Source organism: Halorarum halophilum, from assembly GCF_013401515.1.
Lineage (GTDB): Archaea > Halobacteriota > Halobacteria > Halobacteriales > Haloferacaceae > Halorarum > Halorarum halophilum.
On the sequence record NZ_CP058530.1, the window covers coordinates 198,803 to 219,447 of the forward strand.

The window sequence follows — 20,645 nt, forward strand, 5'->3', positions numbered from 1 at the left end:
GCGTCCGCACGCCGCCGAGGGGGGTCCGCTGATGGACGTCCTGATCAGCGTCCAGCACCCCGCGCACGTCCACTTCTACAAGCACGCCGTCGAGGAGCTCCGCGAGCGCGGGCACGACACCCACGTCTTCGCCGTCGACAAGGACGTCACGGTGGACCTGCTCGACGCCTACGACGTGGACCACACCGTCCTCGCCGGACGCGCGCCCGGCGGGTCGGTGCCGCGCGCGCAACTGACCTACGAGTACCGGCTCTGGCGGGCCGCCCGCGGGATCGGGCCGGACGTCGTGACGGGGATCGGCGGCGTCGCCGCCTCCCACGTCGCGGCGCTCGTCGGCGCCCGGAGCGTCGTCTTCACCGACACGGAGCACGCGACCCTCTCGAACCGGCTGGCGTTCCCGTTCGCGGACCTCATCTGCACGCCGACCTGCTACCGCGATCAGGTGGGGCCGAAGCAGTACGCCTACCCCGGCTACCACGAGCTCGCGTACCTGCACCCGGACCGGTTCACGCCCGACCCCGACGCGCTGGACGACGTGGACGTGGACCCCGACGACACGTTCGTCGTCTTCCGACTGGTGCGCTGGGACGCGATGCACAACGTGGGCGGCGAGGGGTTCGAGGACCTCGAGGACGTCGTCGAGCGGCTGGAGTCGACCGGCGCGGACGTCCTCATCACCTCCGAGAAGTCGCTCCCGCCCGCGCTCGAGGAGTACCGCGCGACGGTCGCGACCCACCGGATGCACGACCTGCTCGCCCACGCCGACCTCTTCGTCGGGGAGAGCGGGACGATGACGGCCGAGAGCGCCGTCCTCGGGACGCCGTCGATCTACGTCCACGAGAACGACACCGGGCTGACCGACGACCTGGCGGAGTACGGGCTGGTGTACCCGTTCCACGGGCCCGACCGCCACGAGGCCGGCCTCGAGAAGGCGATCGCCATCCTCGAGGGGAGCGAGGGGGCCGACTGGGATGCCCGGCGAGAGCGCCTCCTCGACGACCGTCGGGACACGACGGACGTGATCGTCGAGCGGCTGCTCCACGAGGGGGCGAGGTGAGCCGGATGCGCGTCCTCCAGCTCGTCACCACGGAGTCGGCGTTCTTCCAGAAGCAGGTCGAGGCGCTCGAACGGCAGGGCGTCTCGTGTACCACCGTCTCGCTCGAGAAGCGCGGGAGCGACGGCCGCTCGGTCCGCGCCTACGGCGACCTCTACAGGCGGCTGCTCTCGGAGGTCTCGGGCGAGTTCGACCTCGTCCACGCCAACTACGGGCTCGTCGGGCCGCTCGCCGTGGCCCAGCCGTGCCGCCCCCTGGTCCTCACCCTCTGGGGGTCGGAGATCATGGGCGAGGCCGGCTGGCTCGACGCGGTGAGCGCGTGGACCGCCCGCCGGAGCGACGCGGTCGTCGCCCCGTCCGCGTCCGTCTCGCGACAGCTCGACTGCGAGCACCACGTCGTCCCCTTCGGCGTGGACACCGACCTGTTCCGACCGATCCCGCGGGCCGACGCCCGCGAGCGGCTGGGCTGGGACCAGGACGCCGACATCGCGCTCTTCCCGTACGACCCCGCCCGGTCGATCAAGAACTACCCCCTCGCGGAGTCGGTCGTGGACCGGGCCGAGGGCGACGTCACCCTGAAGACCGTGTTCGACGTCCCCTACGAACGGATTCCGCTGTACATGAACGCGAGCGACGCCCTGCTCGTGACCTCGCGCCGCGAGAGCGGACCGATGGTCGTGAAGGAGGCGACGGCGTGCGACGTCCCCGTCGTGTCGACGGACGTCGGCTTCGTCGCCGACGTGCTCGAGGGCGTCGAGGGCTCGTCGGTCTGCTCGTCGCACGGGCAGCTCGTCGAGGGGCTCGAGGCGGCGCTGGCCGCCGATGGTCGCGCGGACGGGCGCGACCGGTTCGACGCGATGGGGCTCGACCGGATGGGCGAACGCCTCGTCGACGTGTACCACGAGGCGCTCGGTCGACGTGGGGAGGCGGCTCCGATCGAGGGGGTGGCCGATGTACGAGCGTAACAGTGGACTGTCGGGCTGGCTCGCCGACCGCCGCCTCGACGTGGGCGCGGCAGTGCTCGGGCTGCTGCTCGCGGTGCTCATGTTCCCGCTGCGGTTCCTCATCTCGCAGATCTACATCAAGACGCTGCCCATCGTGCTGGGGCTCGCCTGCATCCTCTACCTCGTCGCGGTGCGTCAGAACCGCCAGACGTCCGGGCTCCCACACCTCGGCGCCTGGTTCGCCCGTCTCGGGCCGACCGTCGTGCTGTTCGGGCTCGCCGCGATGGTGCTCGTGGCGGCGGTCACGGGCGAGCGGAGCCGGAGTTTCTACGACCTGGGCGGGATCGTCGGCACCCTCCTGATCGGACAGGTGATCCTGCTACGCGACCGGGACCTCCACCCCAGCGTCCTGCTCGCGCAGGTCGTCGCGTTCGGGCTGGTCCTCCGGTTCGCCGCGCTCTACACGGCACCGGGGTTCATCGGCGTCGACGTCTGGTCGCACACGACCTACATCGAGTCGATCCGCCAGGCGGGGTCGCTCGCACCCGTCTCGGAGAGCAAGTACTACGCGTCGCCGCTCTACCACCTGCTGGTGACGGCGGCGGCGGGGTTCTACGACGTCTCGATCCGCAACGCGCTGTACCTCACGCTCGGCATCGCGATGCCGCTGACCACGCTGCTGGTGTACGGGACCGCGCGCCTCCTCGTGCCGGTCCGGTGGGCCACGTTCGCGGCGGTGTGTTACGTGATGGCCGACCACGCGATCCGGTGGGGGATCCACATCATCCCGACGAGCATGGGGCTCGTGTTCTTCCTCGGCATGCTGTTCGCGCTCACGCGCGTCCTGCAGGCCGAACACGAGACCCGCGACTTCGTGCTCCTCGTGATCTTCAGCATGGCGGTCATCCTGACCCACCAGATCTCCTCGTTCATCATGCTCGTGCTCGTGGGGGCGGGGCTCGTCGGGCAGCTGCTGCTCCACTTCGACTTCATCCGCACCCCGCGGGTCCAGAACCCCTTCGCGTCGTCGATGGCCACCCCGGTCAACCTCGTCGGGCTGCTGGCGTTCGACGTCGGGTTCATCACGTTCATGTGGTCGCTCACCCCGTACAAGGGCGACACCTTCCTCGAGACCGTACTGAGCTACCTCTACGTCACGCTCGTCGAGTCCGCAGGGTTCCTCAGCGGCGTCAGCAGCAGCTCCGGCGGCGGGGCCGCCGGCGCCGCCGGCGGCGGCCCGGGCTCGCCCTTCATCGCCACCCTCGTGACGTACGTCGACAAACTCGGCTTCCTGGTGCTGCTGTGTGCCACTGTCATCGGCTGCCTGGCCGTCCTGCGCCGCCGCAGGGCGAGCCACGCGACGTTCACGCTCCTGGTGGCTGTGACGGTCATGCTCTTCTTCGTCCTGGGGCTCCCCCTCTTCGGCATCGAGAACTTCGTCCCCGGACGGTGGATCGCCTTCATCTACGCGCCGATGGTGATCCTGGCCGCCATCGGCCTGGGGTACCTCTCCCGGAACGTCTCGCCCGCGGTCGTCGTCGCGTTCCTCCTGATCTTCGCGCTGGTCTTCCCGAGCGTCATGCTGATGTCGACCGACGGGTCGATGGACAGCCCGGTGTTCACCAGCCAGCACGAGCGGCTCTCCTACACCGAGACCGAACTGGCCGCGATGGAGACCATCGGGACCATGGCCGACGAGGAACGGCACATCGCGGGGGGACACGTCTTCACCGACCACCCCTACCAGACGGTGTTCACACGGACGGGAGCCGCCCACGCCGAGCCGATACGCCTGGAGAACGGGCGTGCGGTGCAGTCCGGCGCGGTCGTCTACCGGGAGTACCAGTCCGACGGCGGGTCGTTCTTCCGGATCGGGGAGGGCGCGGGGATCCGTAACCCGTCCCAGGACCAGATCTGTCCGAGGACGACCTCCCACATCTATTCGAACGGTGACGTGCGTATGTGTATGACACCCACGTCACAGGGGTAACGTGATCGCGACGGTGCAAACGATGCAAACTGCTGCAATCACGGTACAGCGGCGGGGTTGTCAATTCATTCTACATGTTTCGGATGGTTCCTATTACTGCGCTAAAGAGTGTACAAAGGACGGCAATGGTCGGGATTAGTTTCTCATTTTATTACCCTCACGGCAATCTGAGGGAGCGAAGAAAGATGACCATCGCTGCAAGCTCGTCTACCAAGCACGACGTGAACGCCGTGGAGTCGGAGAGCGACAGTCAGAGTCGGCTGACGGAGGACCAGGTGTTCCACGTGCTCCAGAACCAGCGGCGCCGGTGGGTACTGAAGTACCTCGAGGGCCGGGACGGTCAGGTTCGCATGCGCGACATCGCCGAACAGGTGGCCGCGTGGGAGCACGACACGACCGTACAGGCGCTCACATCGAAGGAACGCCAGCGAGTCTACATCCCGCTGTATCAGAACCACCTTCCGAAGCTCGACGAGGAGGGGATCATCGACTACAACCAGAGCCGGGGCATCGTGGAGCGCACGAGGCTGGCCGACCAGCTCAACCCGTACCTGGACCCGTTCGAGGACGACGACGCCGACGGCGAGGAGGCGGAGACGTTCCCCTGGGAGCTCTCCTACCTCGGCGCCGCCGGGGTCGGCGGCGCGCTCGTCGCGGGGGAGACCATGGGAATGCCCGTGGTGTCGATGGCGCCGGACGCCCTCGTCGGCGTCCTCGTCCTCCTCCTGTTCACCGTCACCACGATCGCCCACGTCGCGAGCGAGCGTGTCCTCGACCAGTAACCCCCTCGACGCACGACGACGGACGCCGCCGACGCCGACAGCTGACCCTCTCACCCCCTGAAGACGGCTCTCCGCCGCCGCGAACGACACAGTTCGTCGCCCGCAGGGCCGCCGCTCGCGAGTCCGATCGAACCGGACAGTGACGACGAGCGTCGGGAGAAGTACCTTCACCGACGTCCGAACCCCTCGACCGACGTTCGGTCCGTCGACTGGCGTCCGGAACGCCTGTTCGCGCCCGAGGATCCGACCGGCGAACGACGCGAGGACGTCCCCGCGGCCGCCGAACGTCCCCGATGAATCGCTCCGGAACCCCGTCCGACGCCCATCGTCGTCGGACCGGGACCGACACGCCCTCGGTACACTCGCTCGTGCGCGCTCGTTCTGCGAGAATCGCTGTACGCGTCGAACCCCGCGGCCGCGCGCGTTCGGCGTCTGCGGGGAAGCGTTACGTCCCGGACCGGTCCCGGGCCGAACCGACGTCGCGGCTCAGTTCCCGACCGCGCTCTCGAGCTGTGAGAGCGTCGACTCGAAGTCGACCGTGGGGGCCGTGATCTCCTCGTTCGCGAACACGCGCGGGACGGTCGCGATCCCCAGGTCGCTCGCGGCCCCGGTCGTCGACTGGACCGGCCCGGCGTACGCGTTCGACCTGATGGACTGCTGGACCTGCTGGGTGCCGTTCACGCCGCTCTTCTCGGCGAACCTGACGAGGAGGGACGGCTGCGCCCACTCGCGTCGCTCCTGCGGCTGGTTCGCGAAGACGTGCGCGAAGTACGACCAGTACGACTCGGGGTCGACGTCCCAGACCGAGAGCCCCGCCCGCGCGGCGCGGGGGGCGTCCGGCCCGAGGAACGGCTCCCCCGACTGGTAGGACAGCGCCCGGAACTCGAGCGCCAGGTCCCCCGGCCGGACGAAGCGGTCGACGACCTCCGGGAGCTGGTTCAGGACGAAGTCCTGCGTGTACGGGCACTTCCAGTTGCCGTACACCGTCGCGGTGGCCGACGCGTCCGAGGCGCCCATCCGGGCGTACTGCGTCCGCTCCTCGGGCAGCGGCACGTCGGCCAGCGAGATGTCCGGGGACTCGATGGTGACGGACTCCGTGGACCACGAGTCGTCGTCCGGGGTCCCGGACGCGTCCGTCGACTCGGAACCCGGCGTGCTCCCCGTGTCGGTCTCGGGGACCGGCGTCCCCGTCCCTCCGCCCGCCCCAGGGGTACCTTCGCCACTCGAGAACTGCTCCGCCACGGTCGCACAGCCAGCCAGCGACAGTGTCGCCGCCGTACCGGCAACCTGCAACAGCCGTCTGCGAGTTCGATCACTCGGCATGATTGTACTGGTGTTCCCTTCGACCGTTATTACCGGGTTGATAAACGGCTTCGTGGCCGGTTCGAGTCCGAACGGAGCCGCGTTCGAATCCGACTTAATCGAGCTTAGTCGAGTTTAGTTCCCGCACGCGGGAACGTTCCCGACTGTTGTTCACGTGGGATATCGCGCCTCGAGGAGGGCGATTCCGCTTATCCCGTCTATAGTAATGCACCGAGGGGAGGTAGGAAGGAGCGAGTTCACCGAGAGTCCGGCTTTCGAAACCGGAGACCGATCAACCATGACAAGAGATTCCACCCGCAACGGGTTCGAGAGCGAGGTCGAGCAGACGGAAGCCGACGACGTCGGAACCGAGGGGACGACGAGCCGCGAGCGTCTCCCCGGCCGAACGGGGCCACGTGCACGGCGAGCACACCTCGACACGGAGGGCGCGTAGATGTGCGGAATCATCGCCCGGATCGGCCCCGACGAGGCCATCCCGCGGGTGCTCACCGGACTCGAGAACCTGGAGTACCGCGGCTACGACTCCGCGGGCGTCGCCCTCCAGAACGGCTCGGGCGTCTCGGTGGTCAAGTGCTCCGGGAAGGTCAATGACCTGAAGGAGCGCGTCGACGGGACCCACCTCGACGGGAACATCGGGATCGGGCACACGAGATGGAGCACCCACGGTGCCCCGACGGACGAGAACGCCCACCCGCACACGAACGAGGACGGCGACATCGCGGTCGTCCACAACGGCATCATCGAGAACCACCAGTCCCTGCGCGACAAGCTCGAGGAGACCGGGGTCCGGTTCCGGAGCGACACGGACACCGAAGTGATCCCCCACCTCCTCGACCACTACTACGACGCGGACACCGACCCGCACACCGCGTTCGTCGAGGCGATCCAGCAGCTCGAGGGGAGCTTCGCCGTCGCCGCGATCTTCGACGACGAGGACGCCGTGTTCGCCGCTCGGCGCGGCTCGCCCCTCGTGATGGGGCTCGGCGAGGACCAGTACTTCCTCGCGAGCGACGTGCCCGCCTTCCTGGAGTACACGGACGAGGTCGTCTACTTCGAGGACGGCGACGTCGCCACGGTCCGCCCGGACGGGGTGGACATCACCACGCTCGAGGGCGAGCCGGTCGACCGCGAGATCGACACGGTCGACTGGAACCCGGAGGAGACCGGCAAGGGCGGCTACGAGCACTACATGCTGAAGGAGATCGACTCCCAGCCGACGTCGCTCAGGAACACCATCAAGGGGCGCATCTCGCCCTCGGGCGACGACGTCGACGTCGACGCCTTCGACCCGGAGACCCTCTCGGAGTTCAGCGAGGTGCAGTTCGTCGCGTGCGGAACGTCGTATCACGCGGCGCTGTACGGCACCACGCTCCTGAACGAGGCCGGGGTGCGCGCCCGCACCTACCGCGCGAGCGAGTACCAGATGGCGTCCGACCCGGTCACCGAGGAGACGCTCGTCGTCTCCGTGACCCAGAGCGGGGAGACCGCCGACACGCTCGGCGCGATGCGCCGGGCGTCCCGCGAGGGCGCGACGGTCCTGACGGTGACGAACGTGATGGGCTCCTCGGCCGCGCGCGCGGCAGACGAGACGGTGTACATCCACGCCGGCCCCGAGATCGGCGTGGCCGCGACAAAGACGTTCTCGTCCCAGACCGTCACGCTGGCGCTGCTCGCACAGCGACTCGCGGCCCACATGAGCGGCGAGCGCGAGCACCGCGACCTCGAACCCGCGCTCGACGCGCTCACGTCCCTGCCGGACGACCTCGGGCGGATGCTCGAGGGGGACGACGCGGAGCGGATCGCGAACCGGTTCCTCGGCAGCGACGCGTACTTCTTCATCGGGCGGGGGCTCGGCTACCCCGTGGCGAAGGAGTCGGCGCTCAAGTTCAAGGAGATCACCTACGAACACGCCGAGGGGTTCGCGTCGGGCGAGCTGAAACACGGCCCGCTCGCCCTAGTGACGCCCCAGACGCCGGTGTTCGCGGTGTTCACCGGCGAGCACGACGAGAAGACCCTGAAGAACGCGAAGGAGGCCCAGACCCGCGGCGCGCCGATCGTGGCCGTCGCGAAGGAGGGTCACCCCGCCATCGAGGCGACCGACGCGCACCTCCCGATCCCGGACACCGACCCGATGTGGTCCGGACTGCTCGCGAACGTCCAGTTGCAGCTCGTGTCGTACCACGCGGCGAACGAACTCGGGCGATCGATCGACAAACCCCGAAACCTGGCGAAGAGCGTCACAGTCGAATGACGCGCACAGGGGACTGGCTGCCAACACTATGAAGAAGGAACTGTTCGGCGTGTTCGGGGACCGCTCGGAGTTCGGCAAGTTCAGGTCCGAGACGGAGTTCGACCGCGTCGTCGAGGGGGGGACTGCGACCGTGGGCATCCGCGACGTCGGGCTCGGGATCCCCGGTCGGTCGACGGTCTACTCCGGCGACGGGGGCGTCTGCGTCCTCTGGGGCGAGGTGTACACCCCCAAGAGCACGGGGATGGACCCCGCCAGGTGGCTCCTCGGCCGGTACGACGAGGTCGGGATGGGCGCGCTGTCGGAGCTGAACGGCTCCTACCTCGCGTTCATCGACGACGGGGACGAGGCGTTCGTCGCCACCGACCCCGCGCGGACGTGGGAGTGTTACTTCACGGACGCCCCGGGGAGTCGCGTGTTCGGAACCGACCCGGGGGCGGTCTCGGACGGCATCCAGTCGCCCGAGACGGCCGAGAAGCCGCTGCTGGAGTTCCTGCACCTGGGCGTCGTGCTCGGCGACAGGACGACGATCCGGCAACTCCGGCGCGTGCCCTTCGACGGGTGTCTCTACGCCGACTCCACGGCCGAGCTCAGCCGGTTCGTGTACGAGCCGACGGAGTTCGACTACGTGCAGGAGCTCGCGGACCGGCTCGAACGCGCGCTCGCGCGGCGGGCCAAACACCCCGGACGGAAGGGGCTCCTCCTGAGCGGCGGCTACGACTCGCGGACCATCCTGGCGGGACTGCCGAACATCGACACGTGTTACACCGTCGGGTCCGCCTCGAGCGCCGAGACGAAGGTGGCGAAGAACATCTCCGAGCAGTACGGCGTTCCCCACCACCTGCTGAGCGTCGACGAGCGGTACCTCAACCGCGAGGGCGACGCCATCGAGTACGGCCACGGCATCAAGGAGTCCATCCACATCCACCACGCGGCGTACGACACGGAAATCGACGTGGACACCATCTACCACGGGCTACTCTGGGACACCTTCTTCCGGGGGCACTTCCTGCCGACCGACCGGGTCAACGTGGCGGGGTACGAGCTCCCGTGGAACCGGCTCGACCCGGAGCCGAGCGTCGCCGAGACGCTCGTCGAGGACAAGTTCGGGTTCATCCCGAGCGATCGGGACCTCGTCCCCGACAGCGAGTACAGCGGCGACGGCGAGACGCTGGTGAAGGAGGCCGTCGACGAGCAGCTCGTCGGGCAGTCCGACCGGTACGACTCGATCTACAACGCCATCGACCTGGTCGGGATCCAGAACCAGCCGACGATGCCGTTCCGGTACCACCTCGCCGACAACTACCTCGAGTCGTTCATCGTCGCGGACAGCGAGCTCATCGACTGGCACCTCAAGACGCCGCCGGAGCACCGGAACACCGGTACGCTCCTGAAGGCCATCCGGCGCATCGACGACGACATCCTGAAGCACCGCCCGCCGGACCGACCGTACGACTCGGTCCAGCTGAACTCGGTCCAGAACTTCATCCGGAAGAAGCTCCCGTTCGTCTCGGGGTTCAACGGGTCCTGGCCCGACCGCACGCGCCACTACGACCGGAACCAGTACGACCAGCGGCTCTTCGCGGAATGCCCGGAGATCCACGACCTCCCGCCACGACTGAAGCTCCGCATCAACGACATCACGGCGTGGCTCGACGAGACGTCCGACGACGAATCGGCGATCTCGGCCCACGTCCTCTGCCCACCCGCCTGATCCCGGCACCACGTCCCCGACCACCGCGTTCGTCCCGGACTGTTCTCCCAGTTCCGACGTTCCCGTCGTCCTGACCGCACCGTTCGTCCCGGACCGTTCTCCCGGTTCCGATGCTCCCGCCGTCCTCACCCCGACTGTTTCCCGGCCGCCCCGAACTGTTCTCCGCCGAACGAGGAGTCACGCGCACCGACCCCGAACGACGGGACGTCACGACTCGTGCGGAGACCCGAGTCCCGATCCAGCCCGTCTCGAGGACGACGAGGGGACCCGCGATGGCCGGGACCTCGAACTCGCCGACAGGGTTTCGGGTCGCGGCCGCACGGGGGACGGGAGGTCCAGGTAGGTGGCGAACGGAGCGGTAGCGCCAGGGACGTGTGACGGCGACCGATCGGCCGCCCGGGGTGTCGCGAGCGAAGGAACTGTCGGGACGAACCCGCTTCGAGGAGAAGTGGTCGACGGGGATGGAATCGGCCCGGTGGATTTCCGCCGTCCATGTGGTCGAGGTGTTCCGACCGGGACGCGGCTCCGACGCTCGTCAGTACGACAGGACGTTCGTGAGGTCGGCGAACACCGACCGTCCCACCACCAGCATCGACGTCGACGTCGAGGTGGACGAGGTGTCCGTGGACGAGGTGGTCGTCGTCGAGGAATCCGTCGAGGAGTCTGTCGAGGACGTGTCGGTCGACGACGCCCCCGCCGTCGTCGCCGTCTGCGTCGGTTCGGCCGTCTGCGTGGCGGTCGCCGTCGGCGTCGACGTCTGCGTATTCGACGGCGTCGGCGTTCGAGTTTCCGACGCCGTCGGGGTCTGGGTCTCCGACGGCGTCGGTGTGGCTGTCGACGTTGGCGTGTCCGTCTGCGTGTCCGTCGGGGTCTCCGTCGGCTGCGGAGTCGACGTCGGCGCCTCCGTCGGCGTCTCGGTCGCCGTGCCTGTCGGCGTGTCGGTCTCCGTCCCCGGCGGCGACTCCGTCGGGGTCGCCGTCCCCGGCGGTTCGTCCGTCGGCGTCGGGGACGGGTCGTCGTCCGGCGGGTCATCGTCGTCCGGTGGGTCGTTGTCCGGCGGATCGTCGTCGTCCGGCGGATCGTCCCCTGGCGGTTCGTCCGTCGGCGAGTCCGTTCCCGTCGGGTCATCGCCCGGAGTCGAGTCGGGAGTCGACGACGGCGCGTCCGTCGCGGTCCCGGCGGGCGACTGCGTCGTCGGCGACCCGACGGGCTCCGGCACCGGCGTCCCGGTGCCGGTCTCGTTGTCCGAACCGGGGATGGGAACGCCGAGGTCGCCGATGCCGAGGCCCGGACCGGTGGCGGCGACGGCGATCCCGACGAGGAAGAGCAGCCCCCCGAAGACGAGGAGTCCCGCCTGGATGGAGTCGACGACGCTCGACCGGTACTTGACCCGCGCGAGGGAGTTCCTGGTGCGGGTCGCCCACTGGTCGATCGGGCTCGGGAACGACTGCAACACGTTCAGTATCTCGCCGATGCCGAGCGCGCCGGTCAGCAGCGCGAACGCCAGGAAGATCAGGAGACCGGCCGGCGGGACGACGGCGAGCGCCAGGTAGTCGTTCCCGATGAACGTCGACAGGTAGTAGATCGGCCAGACCGAGAGCAGGATGGTCATCAGCGTCCGGAGCAGCCGCGCGTCCGACAGCGGGTCGTAGCCGATGCGGCGCGCGCTCCAGATGTGCAGCAGGCACATCGACCCGTAGCTGACGCTCGTCGCCACCGCGGCGCCGTGCATTCCGTACCGCTGGATGAGCACGTAGTTGAGCACGAGGTTCATCACGGCGGCCACGCCGGTCGCCAGGATGAGCACCTTCAGGTCGCCCTTCCCCTGCCCGATTGCCAGCAGCGGCCGGGCGAGCGCGAAGCCGAGCGCGCCCGGCAGGAGCAGGAGGAGCGGTGTCAGGCTCGCGATGTACTCGTCGGGATAGAGGACGGGGATCACCGTGGGCGCGAGCACCGCGATCCCGATGGACATCAGCGCGGTGAGCAGCAGGGTGTACCGCGTGACCCGCGCGGCGATGGTACTGATGCGCTCCCGGTTGTTGTTCGCCCAGAGGTTGGAGGTGGAGTGCATCAACACCATCTGCAGCGAGAGCGGGACGAACCAGAGGAACTCCGCGAGCGTCAGCGCGACCTTGTAGTACTTGGTCTGCTCCTGCCCGGCGAGCGGGCGGAGCATCATGATGTCGACGTGGTACAGCGACATCATCAGCAGCACGAGCAGGATGCTGAACCCGTTGAACGTCAACATCTCGCGCCGGGGGAAGTCGAACGACGGGATCTTGAACACCGACCTGAGCGGCACGTTCCGGCTGATGAAGTAGAAGCCGCAGAGCGCGACGAGGCTGCTCGCGACGGCGTGTCCGGCGAGCACGCCGACGACGCCGTGACCGAGATACGCCAGCGTCACCGCGGTCGCGAGGAAGGTGACCTTGCCGAGGATCCGAAGCGGTTCGGAGTAGTGTTCCAGCCCGAACCCCATCAGCGTCCGGCGGGCGTACTCCCGGAACTGGGACGCCACGACGAGCACCGCGAGCGCGTAGAAGTACGTCTCGAACTCCGGGCTGTCCACGAACGGGGTGAGGAGCCCCAGCCACGAGACCGCCGCGAGGAGCCCGGCCCCCAGGGCGGCGAGGAGCGCCGCGATCCGGAAGTAGAACCCGACGACGTGCGCGTCCCACTCCGGTTCGTCGCGCTGCTCTGCGAGGAACTTCCGCACGCCGTCCGTGACGCCGGAGCTGACGAAGATCATGAAGATGGCGAACACCGACATGAGGAACGCGTAGTCCCCGTACTCGTCGCCGAGCAGGCGGGTCAGGAGCGGCGAGGACGCCAGCCCCAGCAGGAGCAGCACGAACTTCGTGCCGACGAACGAGAGGAAACCACTCGTGATGCTTCGGTCCACCTCTACGTCACCTCGTTCCTGTGAGCGGGTTCATGGGAGTGATGGGTTCGAAACCGTCCGTTCCCCTCGACTTCGGAGGGCCAACCCGGGAGTCAACACTCACAGGTCACGTGAGTCCGGAGGGCGATTCGTCCCGCCGAACGGGAGCGTTCCGTCGGTTCGAGGCTCGCGTCGTCACCGCCTCGGCCGCCGCGTCGGCAGCGCCGTGGCCGACCGACCGAGGGCGCGTCGCGCTCGCCCCGACGAGCGGCGCGGGTGACAGTGGTCATTGAGTGTAGGTAGTCGGCGCGGGGGGTTTATTATTGAGATAGTAAGAGTCCGGCGTTCGCTTAGGCCCCCGATTACCCCGGGACAACTGTCCGATCCGCGACTGGTGCAGGTCGGGAAATCCCTCGGTGCGACGGGGAGACCACCTCGAACCGGTCAGTCAGTCGACCGGTTCCCGGCGATGGCCGTTCCGTCGTCCGAACCGGCCGTTCCCCCGTCGCGCGCCTCGGCGAGGAGCTCCTCCGCGCGCTCGAACAGCTCCTCCGCGCGCCGATCGGTTCGCGCCTCGGCCGTGACGCGGACGAGCGGCTGGGTGCCGCTCGCGCGCACGAGGAACCAGCCGTCGTCCAGGTCCACCCGGACGCCGTCGCTGACGTCGACGGCATCGTACTCGGCCATCGCGCGCCGGTGCACGCGGTCGACGGTGTCCTCCTTGTCGTCCGTCGGGTAGCTCTCCCGCCGGGTTGTGTAGCCGCCGACCCCCTCGACCTGCTCGTCGAGCGGGCCGTGATCCCTGACCAGTTCCGCCAGGCGGCACGCGGCCAGCGGGCCGTCCGGACACAGCGTCTCCTCCGACCAGATCCAGGCGCCCGACGGCTCGCCGCCGAACGCGACGTCCTCGTCGGCCACGCGCTCGGCCACGAAGACGTCGCCGACCTTCGTCCGGACCACCGAGGCGTCGACCTCCCCGAGGGCGTCGTCGACGGCGAGGCTCGTGTTGAGGGGGGCGGCGACGCGCTCGCCGGGTTCGACCGCGTCCCGCCCGAACAGCGCGAGCAACTGATCGCCCGGTACGAACTCGCCCGACGCCGTCACCGCCATCATCCGATCCGCGTCCCCGTCGTGGGCGACGCCGAAGTCCGCGTCCGTGTTCGCCACGACCTCGCAGAGCCCGGCGCACGTCTCGGCGGTCGGCTCGCTGGGCCGACCCGGGAACCGGCCGTCCGGCTCCGCGTTGAGGGTGGTCACCGAACAGCCGAGTTCGACCAGCGCCGTCGCGGTGATTCGCCCGGCGCCGTTCCCGACGTCGACGACGGCCTCCAACCCGTCCAGCGAGCCGGTCGTCTCGCGGAGCGCGGCGACGTGGCGGTCCGCGCCCTCCGCCCACTCGGTCGCGGACCCGACCTCGTCCGCGGACACGAGCGAGTACGACCCGTCCTCGATGCGACGGGCGATGGCGTCGCGCTGCTTCCCGTCGAAGGCCTGCCCCGACGGGTTCCACAGTTTCAGCCCGTTGTCCTTGGGCGGGTTGTGCGAGGCCGTGACCACGACGCCGGCGTCCGCGTCCAGCCACCCGACGCTCCGGGCGACCGTCGGCGTCGACGCCGTGCCGAGGTGGATCACGTCGGCGCCGCACTCCCGGAGGCCGGCCGAGAGCGCGTCCATGAGCATCTCACCGCTCTCGCGAGTGTCCCGTCCGATCACGACTCGACCGTGACCCGTCGATGCGAGCGCCCGGCCGACCGACAGCGCGACGTCGGCCGTGACGTCCTCGCCGACCTCTCCGCGAATACCACTCGTTCCGAACATGGTTGCCAAACCGGGACGAGCGGCCTTACTATACTTCTCATAAACGATTTCGCCGGCCGGGAGGGTCCGATGTCGGCCCCGTGTCCCCCTTCTACGGGCCTCTCGGTCCCCGTGCTCCCCGTACAATAGAGCGCGCGAGCCCGCCCGAATCGGCCGCGTACGTCGCGCCGGGGCTTACCTGCTCTATAATAAAACGGTCGTGGAGGGTACGGGGAAGCGAGATGACGGACCGAAACCCGACCCGCAGGCGAGTCGTCCAGGCGACCGGCGCTGCCGCGCTGTTCGGCCTCGCCGGTTGTTCCGGTAACGACGGCGACCCGACCGAGACCGAGACCGAGACGTCCGAACTCCAGTCGACGGGGACGGACACCCCGACGTCGACCGGCACCGGCGGGGGGGACTCCTCCGAGCTGACCGGGCCGAAGAACGGCGACGAGCTTCCCAAGGACTCGAACCCCGAGGACGGCTACCCGCCGGAGTTCGAGAACGTCCCGGAGGAGCGGAACATCGACCCGTCGAGCTTCAACACGCTCCAGCGCGGCGGCATGGAGATCAAACTGGTCCCCACCGACGTGGCCTACTACTGGTACGTCCGGGGGGAGGCCCGGTTCGCCGACACCCGGAGCGAGAGCGAGTTCGAGGTCTCGCACATCTTCGGCTCCGTCCTGAGCCCGGCCGGCGACGGCGTCGACCTGCCGGACGACCCCGTGCTCGAGTGGCCCCAGGAGGACCGCATCATCACCTACTGCGACTGCCCGCACCACCTCGCGTCGCTCCGCGCGGCCTCGCTGAAGAACCGCGGCTACAAGGAGGTGTACGCGCTCGATAAGGGGTTCGGCGACTGGCGCGAGCGTAACTTCCCGCTCGCCGGGACGGACCCCGGCCGCATGCCGACGGTTCGCGTCATCAACGGCAAGACCCCCCAGCAGCACGAGGGCGAGTTCGCGTGGGCGTACCACGAGGGCTCCGACCAGCGGGAGGCGGTCCCCATCCAGGCCGACGGCAGCTACGAACTCCGGACCAAGTTCGTCGACGTGGACGGCCAGTCGACGGTCCGGGTCGAGACGCCGGCCTACACCGTGACCGGGACGTTCTCGGAGCTGACGAGCGGCACGATCACGGCGGACGGCACCGTGTCCTCGTCCGGCGGCGGCACGAGCACGACGACCGGGAACTCCACCATGGGGAACTCGACCGCCACCGGGAACGGGACGGCGACCGGGACGGACGACAGCTTCGACCTCCGGAACCTCTTCCGCTGAGCCCCCCACCAATGACGACGACCCGACGGACCGACGGCGGCGCCGACCTGCGACAGCTCGTCGAGGAGTGCGAGGCGATCAGCCGGTGCGAGGAGTGCGGCACGCACGTCGTGAACCTCGCCAGCCACCGGTGCCCGTCCGCGGACACGCGCCGGACGAACCGCGAGACGCGGCAGGAGCGAGCCGAAGGCGACGAGCGCGACGACGACGACCTGGTGGGGATCTTCCCCCGCTCCAGCGGCAACTCGTACGCGTACCACGAACTCAGCGACGGCGACGTGCAGTGCGGCTGCGGGAACTACGCGAAGGCCGACCGACTGGAGATCGTCAGCCGAGTGGAGGCGAAGGACCGCGGCCGCTGTCCGTGCGGGAACTGCGAGCGGGTGGAGCGGCTCCGGGCCGACGGCGGGGACTGACCGCCACGGCCGGCGTTTAACACCGCTCTAAACCCGTCGCTCGCCCCGATCAGGTCGTGCTTCGACTTCCCTCGAGCGCGGCGTGGCTCGACCGACGTCCCCCTCCGCCTACAGCAGGCTCCGCACCGCCCCGAGCAGCGACCGGCTCGCCGTCCCGGACGGTGCGTCGGCGAGCGACAGGTCCGGCTCGGCCGTCAGGTCGACGCGCTCGGCCGACCGGTCGATCCCGTACACGTTGTCGGCCACCCGCATCTTCCGGTAGGCGCGTTTCGGCGCGTGGAGCTGTCGGACCGCGGACTTGCTCGTCTCGTTGTCGACCTCCGAACGCTCGTTGAAGAACCAGTTGCCGACGATCTCGGCGCCCTCGGTCGGGCGTCCGCGGATCTTCACCGCCGAGCGGTGTCGCCCGTCGTGGTACGAGCGGCGGAGTTTGACGACGTTGTTGTACACCTCCAGGCGGTTCCCGGCGATGGGCAGGTCGTAGCCGTCGACGTGCTTGCCGTGCATGTCGATCGCGTGGCTCGTGTGGTACCCCCCGAACACGCAGAAGCGGACGGCGTAGCCGCAGTTCTCCCGGCCCGACCCGGCGATGCTGTGTCGGTTGTTGTCGAAGTAGCTGAGCTCCACGAGCGGACGTCCCTCCCGGACCGCGACGCCGTAACCGAGCGACTCGGCGGGGTTGTCCACCGCGTCGACGTGGTGGATGTGGGTGCTCATGTCGCCGCGGCCATCGCGGCGGATACCGATACCCGCGTGCGTCCACCCCGACAGCAGGAGGTTGTCCAGTTCGACCCCGTCGCCGCGGACGTACACGGCCGCGGAGGCGCCGACCTCGTAGATCGGCTTGTCGACGCCCGGGAAGCGGTCGGCGGGGTCGAAGTACTCGAACTCGTCGCCGAAGAGCCGGAGGCCGGTGAGCCTGACGTCGTCGTGCGCCTGGAACAGCGGTTGCGGCTTCTCGCTCGACCAGAGCGTCCCCGTCGCCCGGTCGGGCACGCCGTAGCCGGACGCGAGCGTGACGTCGGCCAGGTCGAGCCCCTCGGCGTCGCCCACGTCGATGGTCCCGTCGACCCAGATGACCGCGCCAGGGGCGTGGTCCGAGAGCGCGTCGAGGAGATCCGACCGGCTGTCGACGACGTGGTCCGCGTCCGACCGCGTCACCCGCCGACTCGGCTCGAAGACGTCGCGCTGTGGGAACGCCTCGGGGCCGAGGCGTTCGACCGCGCCGATGGCGTCCGAGAACCCGTCGAGGCACTCGGCTTTGGAGGGACGGCCGGTTCCCATGTCTTCACGGTAGGCTCGCATAGGATAAACACTTTCCCACGGCAAAAGGTCACCAGCACGGTCGATCCGGCGCGGTCGACGGACCGGCCCGAGCTGTCACGGTGTTGGTGTTTTTTACCCCCTCCCCCCGTCGGAGGTGACGATGAGTCGTCAAGAGAACGTCCCCGCGGGGGAGCTCCCGGTCACCCGCCGACAGATGATCGGGCTCCTCAGCGGCACCCTCGCGGTCGTCGCCTCCGGGCAACTGTTCGACGCGTCGGGGGTCGACACTGACCTCCCCACCTCCACGGCGAGCGGCCCGTTCGGCGACGGGTTCCCGGGCTCGATCGAACGGCGGTATCGCGGCACGGCGACGACGGAACTCCCCCCTACCCCGCTCGCCCCAGGCTCCGAGCGCCCTCCCGTTCGCCACGACGTGCTCGTGACCGTCGGACCCCAGTCCGCGCCCGGCGGCGCCGAACCGGCGACGCGGAACCCGTTCCACCTCTCGATCGCGACCGCCGACCGGGACGGCCCGGTTCCGACGGGACCGGGCGCCGTCGCCTCCACGGCGGTCGTCCTCGACCCGGAATCCGGACGCAGGACGGTCATCGACCACTGGGAGATCCAGGCGGGAGCCGACGGGGTGTTCTCGGGCGTCCTCCGGACCGAGGACCGAACGACGAACGCCCTGACCAGCCGCCGGGAACTCGTCCCCGGACGGAGCGAGACGACGCTGCTGGTCACGGAGGCCCTGGCCGGCGGGACGACGCTCCGGGGGACTGTCACCGAGGACGAGATGGAGATCCGGATGGTGGGGAACACGGTCAACCGGTTCGCCGACGACGCGCTGGACCGCACCCGCCCGTTCGTCACCGTCGTTCGGGCGAGCCGCGAGCAGTGATGCTACACACGTTGTGCCCCTCTCAGCGTGGCGGCCGGCAACACAATGGGCGTTGTATCGACGGCAGACATCCCAGAGACGGATTTAGATCCCTCGTTACGCCCTGTCCGCCGTTGAAATTTGTTCGTCCTGAAAGTCCCACGGGAAATAAAGACAGCGTCGTTACAGGTGTAGACGTGTAAGAGCGATGCCGACATCCCGTGAGGGCACTATTATCGTTGCCCCTCGTGCCGCGCTTGCATAGGGAGACGTGACCGCCGGAACAAGCGACGTTCCATTCCACTACCCTCAAATCACCATCATTTATACTGGTTTGATAGTAATCGCGGGGAAACGGTCCGGTTGAGGCGTCGGTGCCGGTAGCGCAGTTCGACTCGACCGAGCCGTTCGGACACGCCTACGAACGGAATCGCTCTCCTGGGTGCACCTGTTTCGTGACCCACCACCGAGCAAGCGGTTCCGCGAGCGGCCGGTTCCCTCGGTGGAGGAACGGACGGAGGTCGAACCCGCCAGTACAGAACCGATCCCCGTTGACCTTCCGGACGGACGGCGAACCGACCGCGACCGGTGAAGGGATGGAAACCCCACGCGGAACATCGCGTGAAGGACCGGATCCATGGACGGGGCCTGTCCGTCGGGCTCCAGTCAGTTCGTATATATTAAAACGTTCACATCAAACCCGATATAGGTTCGGTAGGCGGTCGGCGCGATGGTGCGTCGAGGGGAGCAGAGGAACCCCCTCCCGCGCGCGAACCCGTTCGCGCCACGAAGTCACGCTGGGATGCCGTCCTAACCCCCGTCAGAACTCCCCGTTCACGACGGCCGCCACGCGGGTCCGATCGAACAGCCACTCGTCCTCGGGGATCTCCGGGTAGTGCTCGCCGTCCTCGTAGTCCGGCCACTCGCCGAACAGGTCCGGGTAGAGCTGTTTGGCGCCCATCTCGATCTGGAACAGGTTCATGATCGGTCCCTGGTACCGCATCCCCGCCGGGTAGACGCGGCCGTCCTGCACCGCCGTCAACTGGCTGCCGGCCGAGTGGCTCTCGAGTTCGGCGATCGTATCGGCGATGCTGTAGTTCGGCGTCATCCCCCACAGGTGGAGGATGACGTCCGGGTCCGTCTCCAGCATCGCCTCGTAGTCGACCTCGCCCCAGAGGCCCCCCCAGTCGCGCTCGGCGAAGGCGTCGTTCGCCCCGAGCGGCCTGGTGTCGGCCAGCCACGTGCCCGGCTTGTTCAGGTGGTAGGTCCAGAACGACTCGCCGTCCCCCGCGAGCGTGACGCGCACGGCCGTCGGACGCTCCTCCTTCGGCGGGAGGTCGGCCTGAATGGTGGAGACGAGGTCCGCGTGGACCGCCGCGAGCGCCTCGTACCGCGCCCCCTCCTGGAACACCTCGGCGACGTTGCCGAACAGCTCCCAGAGGTCGTAGTACTCGTAGTCGTCGTAGCCCTCCGGCGCCGGGGCGTTCGTCCCGCTGAAGAAGTTGCCGAACCAGGGGGCGAGCTGCGACCCGATCTCCTCGACGTCCGACCGGTTCCAGCCGGTCTGGGTCGACGCCCACGCGGGGTCCGCGAGGTGGACGTCGCTGTCGAGTTCGAACAGGAGCTCCTTCGGGAGCCCGTCGCTCAGGGGGTCGGCCAGGTCCTCCCAGTCGAAGGAGACGCCGTCGAGGTGGTGGTAGTAGTGGTTCATCGTCGTCCCGGACATCTCCGGGACGTACACCGCGTTCACCTTGTGCCCGTGGCCGAGCGCGACCGCCATGTCGGCGTACCCCGGGAACACCGTGAACACGCGCTCGGGGACGGCGTCGAACTCGACCCCGCCCATCGGCGACATGCTCGCCGTGTACGGCCCGCCGGCGGTCGGGGACGAACCCGTCGCCGCGTCGGTCCCCTCGGTCCCCCCGCCGTCCGCCGAGTTCGCGGGGGTCGGCGTCGAGTCGTCGCCGGCACAGCCCGCGAGGGCCGCTCCCCCCGCGAGCGCCGCCATCCCCCGGACGTACTCCCGCCGCGTCGATGCGTCGCGTCCCGTCGTCTCGTCGAACATGG

At 68.9% G+C, this 20,645-nt stretch carries 15 protein-coding genes; 10 read left to right on the forward strand and 5 right to left on the reverse strand.

Features of this window, described 5'->3' with window-relative positions; all coding sequences use genetic code 11:
- Positions 1 to 31 precede the first annotated feature (31 nt).
- The 4 genes from HUG10_RS19275 (at position 32) to HUG10_RS19290 (ending at position 4,770) form a co-directional block, all read left to right on the forward strand.
- The gene (locus HUG10_RS19275) at positions 32 to 1,057 is read left to right on the forward strand and encodes a DUF354 domain-containing protein (RefSeq protein WP_179171322.1); all 1,026 of its coding nucleotides are present in this window, start codon (positions 32 to 34) and stop codon (positions 1,055 to 1,057) included.
- A gap of 5 nt (positions 1,058 to 1,062) precedes the next feature.
- Positions 1,063 to 2,019, forward strand: a complete 957-nt coding sequence (locus tag HUG10_RS19280; protein WP_179171323.1) for a glycosyltransferase — start codon at positions 1,063 to 1,065, stop codon at positions 2,017 to 2,019.
- Positions 2,006 to 3,988 (forward strand): hypothetical protein, encoded by a 1,983-nt coding sequence (locus HUG10_RS19285; protein WP_179171324.1) that lies wholly within the window; start codon positions 2,006 to 2,008, stop codon positions 3,986 to 3,988. The genes HUG10_RS19280 and HUG10_RS19285 overlap by 14 nt, the downstream gene beginning before the upstream one ends.
- 185 nt (positions 3,989 to 4,173) lie before the next feature.
- Entirely contained in the window at positions 4,174 to 4,770 is a 597-nt protein-coding gene (locus HUG10_RS19290; RefSeq protein WP_179171325.1) for a DUF7344 domain-containing protein, read from the forward strand.
- Positions 4,771 to 5,256: 486 nt separating this feature from the next.
- On the opposite strand, the gene HUG10_RS19295 is transcribed toward HUG10_RS19290, so the two are convergent.
- Complete coding sequence (locus HUG10_RS19295; RefSeq protein ID WP_179171326.1) at positions 5,257 to 6,063, reverse strand: DsbA family protein; 807 nt, start codon at positions 6,061 to 6,063, stop codon at positions 5,257 to 5,259.
- A 307-nt stretch (positions 6,064 to 6,370) separates the two neighbouring features.
- On the opposite strand from HUG10_RS19295, the gene HUG10_RS19300 reads away from it, so the two are divergent.
- Genes HUG10_RS19300 through HUG10_RS19310 form a run of 3 tightly spaced genes read left to right on the forward strand, consistent with a single transcriptional unit; the run spans position 6,371 to position 10,055 of the window.
- The gene (locus HUG10_RS19300) at positions 6,371 to 6,526 is read left to right on the forward strand and encodes a hypothetical protein (protein WP_179171327.1); all 156 of its coding nucleotides are present in this window, start codon (positions 6,371 to 6,373) and stop codon (positions 6,524 to 6,526) included.
- Positions 6,527 to 8,344, forward strand: a complete 1,818-nt coding sequence (gene glmS / locus HUG10_RS19305) for a glutamine--fructose-6-phosphate transaminase (isomerizing) (protein ID WP_179171328.1) — start codon at positions 6,527 to 6,529, stop codon at positions 8,342 to 8,344.
- Between the two features lie 28 nt (positions 8,345 to 8,372).
- Positions 8,373 to 10,055, forward strand: a complete 1,683-nt coding sequence (locus HUG10_RS19310) for an asparagine synthase-related protein (protein ID WP_179171329.1) — start codon at positions 8,373 to 8,375, stop codon at positions 10,053 to 10,055.
- A gap of 535 nt (positions 10,056 to 10,590) precedes the next feature.
- Here the strand turns inward: HUG10_RS19310 and HUG10_RS19315 are convergent.
- Complete coding sequence (locus HUG10_RS19315; protein WP_179171330.1) at positions 10,591 to 12,957, reverse strand: lipopolysaccharide biosynthesis protein; 2,367 nt, start codon at positions 12,955 to 12,957, stop codon at positions 10,591 to 10,593.
- A 423-nt stretch (positions 12,958 to 13,380) separates the two neighbouring features.
- Positions 13,381 to 14,754 (reverse strand): phosphoglucosamine mutase, encoded by a 1,374-nt coding sequence (gene glmM, locus HUG10_RS19320; RefSeq protein WP_179171381.1) that lies wholly within the window; start codon positions 14,752 to 14,754, stop codon positions 13,381 to 13,383.
- 221 nt (positions 14,755 to 14,975) lie between these two features.
- On the opposite strand from glmM, the gene HUG10_RS19325 reads away from it, so the two are divergent.
- Both HUG10_RS19325 and HUG10_RS19330 read left to right on the forward strand, forming a co-directional pair.
- Positions 14,976 to 16,016, forward strand: a complete 1,041-nt coding sequence (locus HUG10_RS19325; protein ID WP_179171331.1) for a rhodanese-like domain-containing protein — start codon at positions 14,976 to 14,978, stop codon at positions 16,014 to 16,016.
- A gap of 11 nt (positions 16,017 to 16,027) precedes the next feature.
- Positions 16,028 to 16,432, forward strand: coding sequence for a hypothetical protein (locus tag HUG10_RS19330; protein WP_179171332.1), 405 nt, complete (start codon positions 16,028 to 16,030; stop codon positions 16,430 to 16,432).
- Between the two features lie 108 nt (positions 16,433 to 16,540).
- On the opposite strand, the gene HUG10_RS19335 is transcribed toward HUG10_RS19330, so the two are convergent.
- Positions 16,541 to 17,716, reverse strand: coding sequence for a hypothetical protein (locus HUG10_RS19335; protein ID WP_179171333.1), 1,176 nt, complete (start codon positions 17,714 to 17,716; stop codon positions 16,541 to 16,543).
- 142 nt (positions 17,717 to 17,858) lie between these two features.
- Here HUG10_RS19335 and HUG10_RS19340 point away from each other — a divergent pair, with 142 nt between their 5' ends.
- Positions 17,859 to 18,599, forward strand: a complete 741-nt coding sequence (locus HUG10_RS19340) for a hypothetical protein (RefSeq protein ID WP_179171334.1) — start codon at positions 17,859 to 17,861, stop codon at positions 18,597 to 18,599.
- Positions 18,600 to 19,398: 799 nt separating this feature from the next.
- Here the strand turns inward: HUG10_RS19340 and HUG10_RS19345 are convergent.
- On the reverse strand, positions 19,399 to 20,643 hold the full coding sequence (locus HUG10_RS19345; RefSeq protein ID WP_179171335.1) for an ABC transporter substrate-binding protein: 1,245 nt from the start codon (positions 20,641 to 20,643) through the stop codon (positions 19,399 to 19,401).
- Between the last annotated feature and the right edge of the window lie 2 nt (positions 20,644 to 20,645).

What these genes read in the sequence shown, in the direction of transcription:
- HUG10_RS19335 (WP_179171333.1), bottom strand. Translation starts at nt 17,716, where the DNA reads ATGGGAACCGGCCGTCCCTCCAAAGCCGAGTGCCTCGACGGGTTCTCG.
- HUG10_RS19330 (WP_179171332.1), top strand. Translation starts at nt 16,028, where the DNA reads ATGACGACGACCCGACGGACCGACGGCGGCGCCGACCTGCGACAGCTC.
- HUG10_RS19280 (WP_179171323.1), top strand. Translation starts at nt 1,063, where the DNA reads ATGCGCGTCCTCCAGCTCGTCACCACGGAGTCGGCGTTCTTCCAGAAG.
- HUG10_RS19310 (WP_179171329.1), top strand. Translation starts at nt 8,373, where the DNA reads ATGAAGAAGGAACTGTTCGGCGTGTTCGGGGACCGCTCGGAGTTCGGC.
- HUG10_RS19300 (WP_179171327.1), top strand. Translation starts at nt 6,371, where the DNA reads ATGACAAGAGATTCCACCCGCAACGGGTTCGAGAGCGAGGTCGAGCAG.
- HUG10_RS19340 (WP_179171334.1), top strand. Translation starts at nt 17,859, where the DNA reads ATGAGTCGTCAAGAGAACGTCCCCGCGGGGGAGCTCCCGGTCACCCGC.
- HUG10_RS19345 (WP_179171335.1), bottom strand. Translation starts at nt 20,643, where the DNA reads ATGTTCGACGAGACGACGGGACGCGACGCATCGACGCGGCGGGAGTAC.
- HUG10_RS19285 (WP_179171324.1), top strand. Translation starts at nt 2,006, where the DNA reads ATGTACGAGCGTAACAGTGGACTGTCGGGCTGGCTCGCCGACCGCCGC.
- glmM (WP_179171381.1), bottom strand. Translation starts at nt 14,754, where the DNA reads ATGTTCGGAACGAGTGGTATTCGCGGAGAGGTCGGCGAGGACGTCACG.
- HUG10_RS19290 (WP_179171325.1), top strand. Translation starts at nt 4,174, where the DNA reads ATGACCATCGCTGCAAGCTCGTCTACCAAGCACGACGTGAACGCCGTG.
- HUG10_RS19275 (WP_179171322.1), top strand. Translation starts at nt 32, where the DNA reads ATGGACGTCCTGATCAGCGTCCAGCACCCCGCGCACGTCCACTTCTAC.
- glmS (WP_179171328.1), top strand. Translation starts at nt 6,527, where the DNA reads ATGTGCGGAATCATCGCCCGGATCGGCCCCGACGAGGCCATCCCGCGG.
- HUG10_RS19325 (WP_179171331.1), top strand. Translation starts at nt 14,976, where the DNA reads ATGACGGACCGAAACCCGACCCGCAGGCGAGTCGTCCAGGCGACCGGC.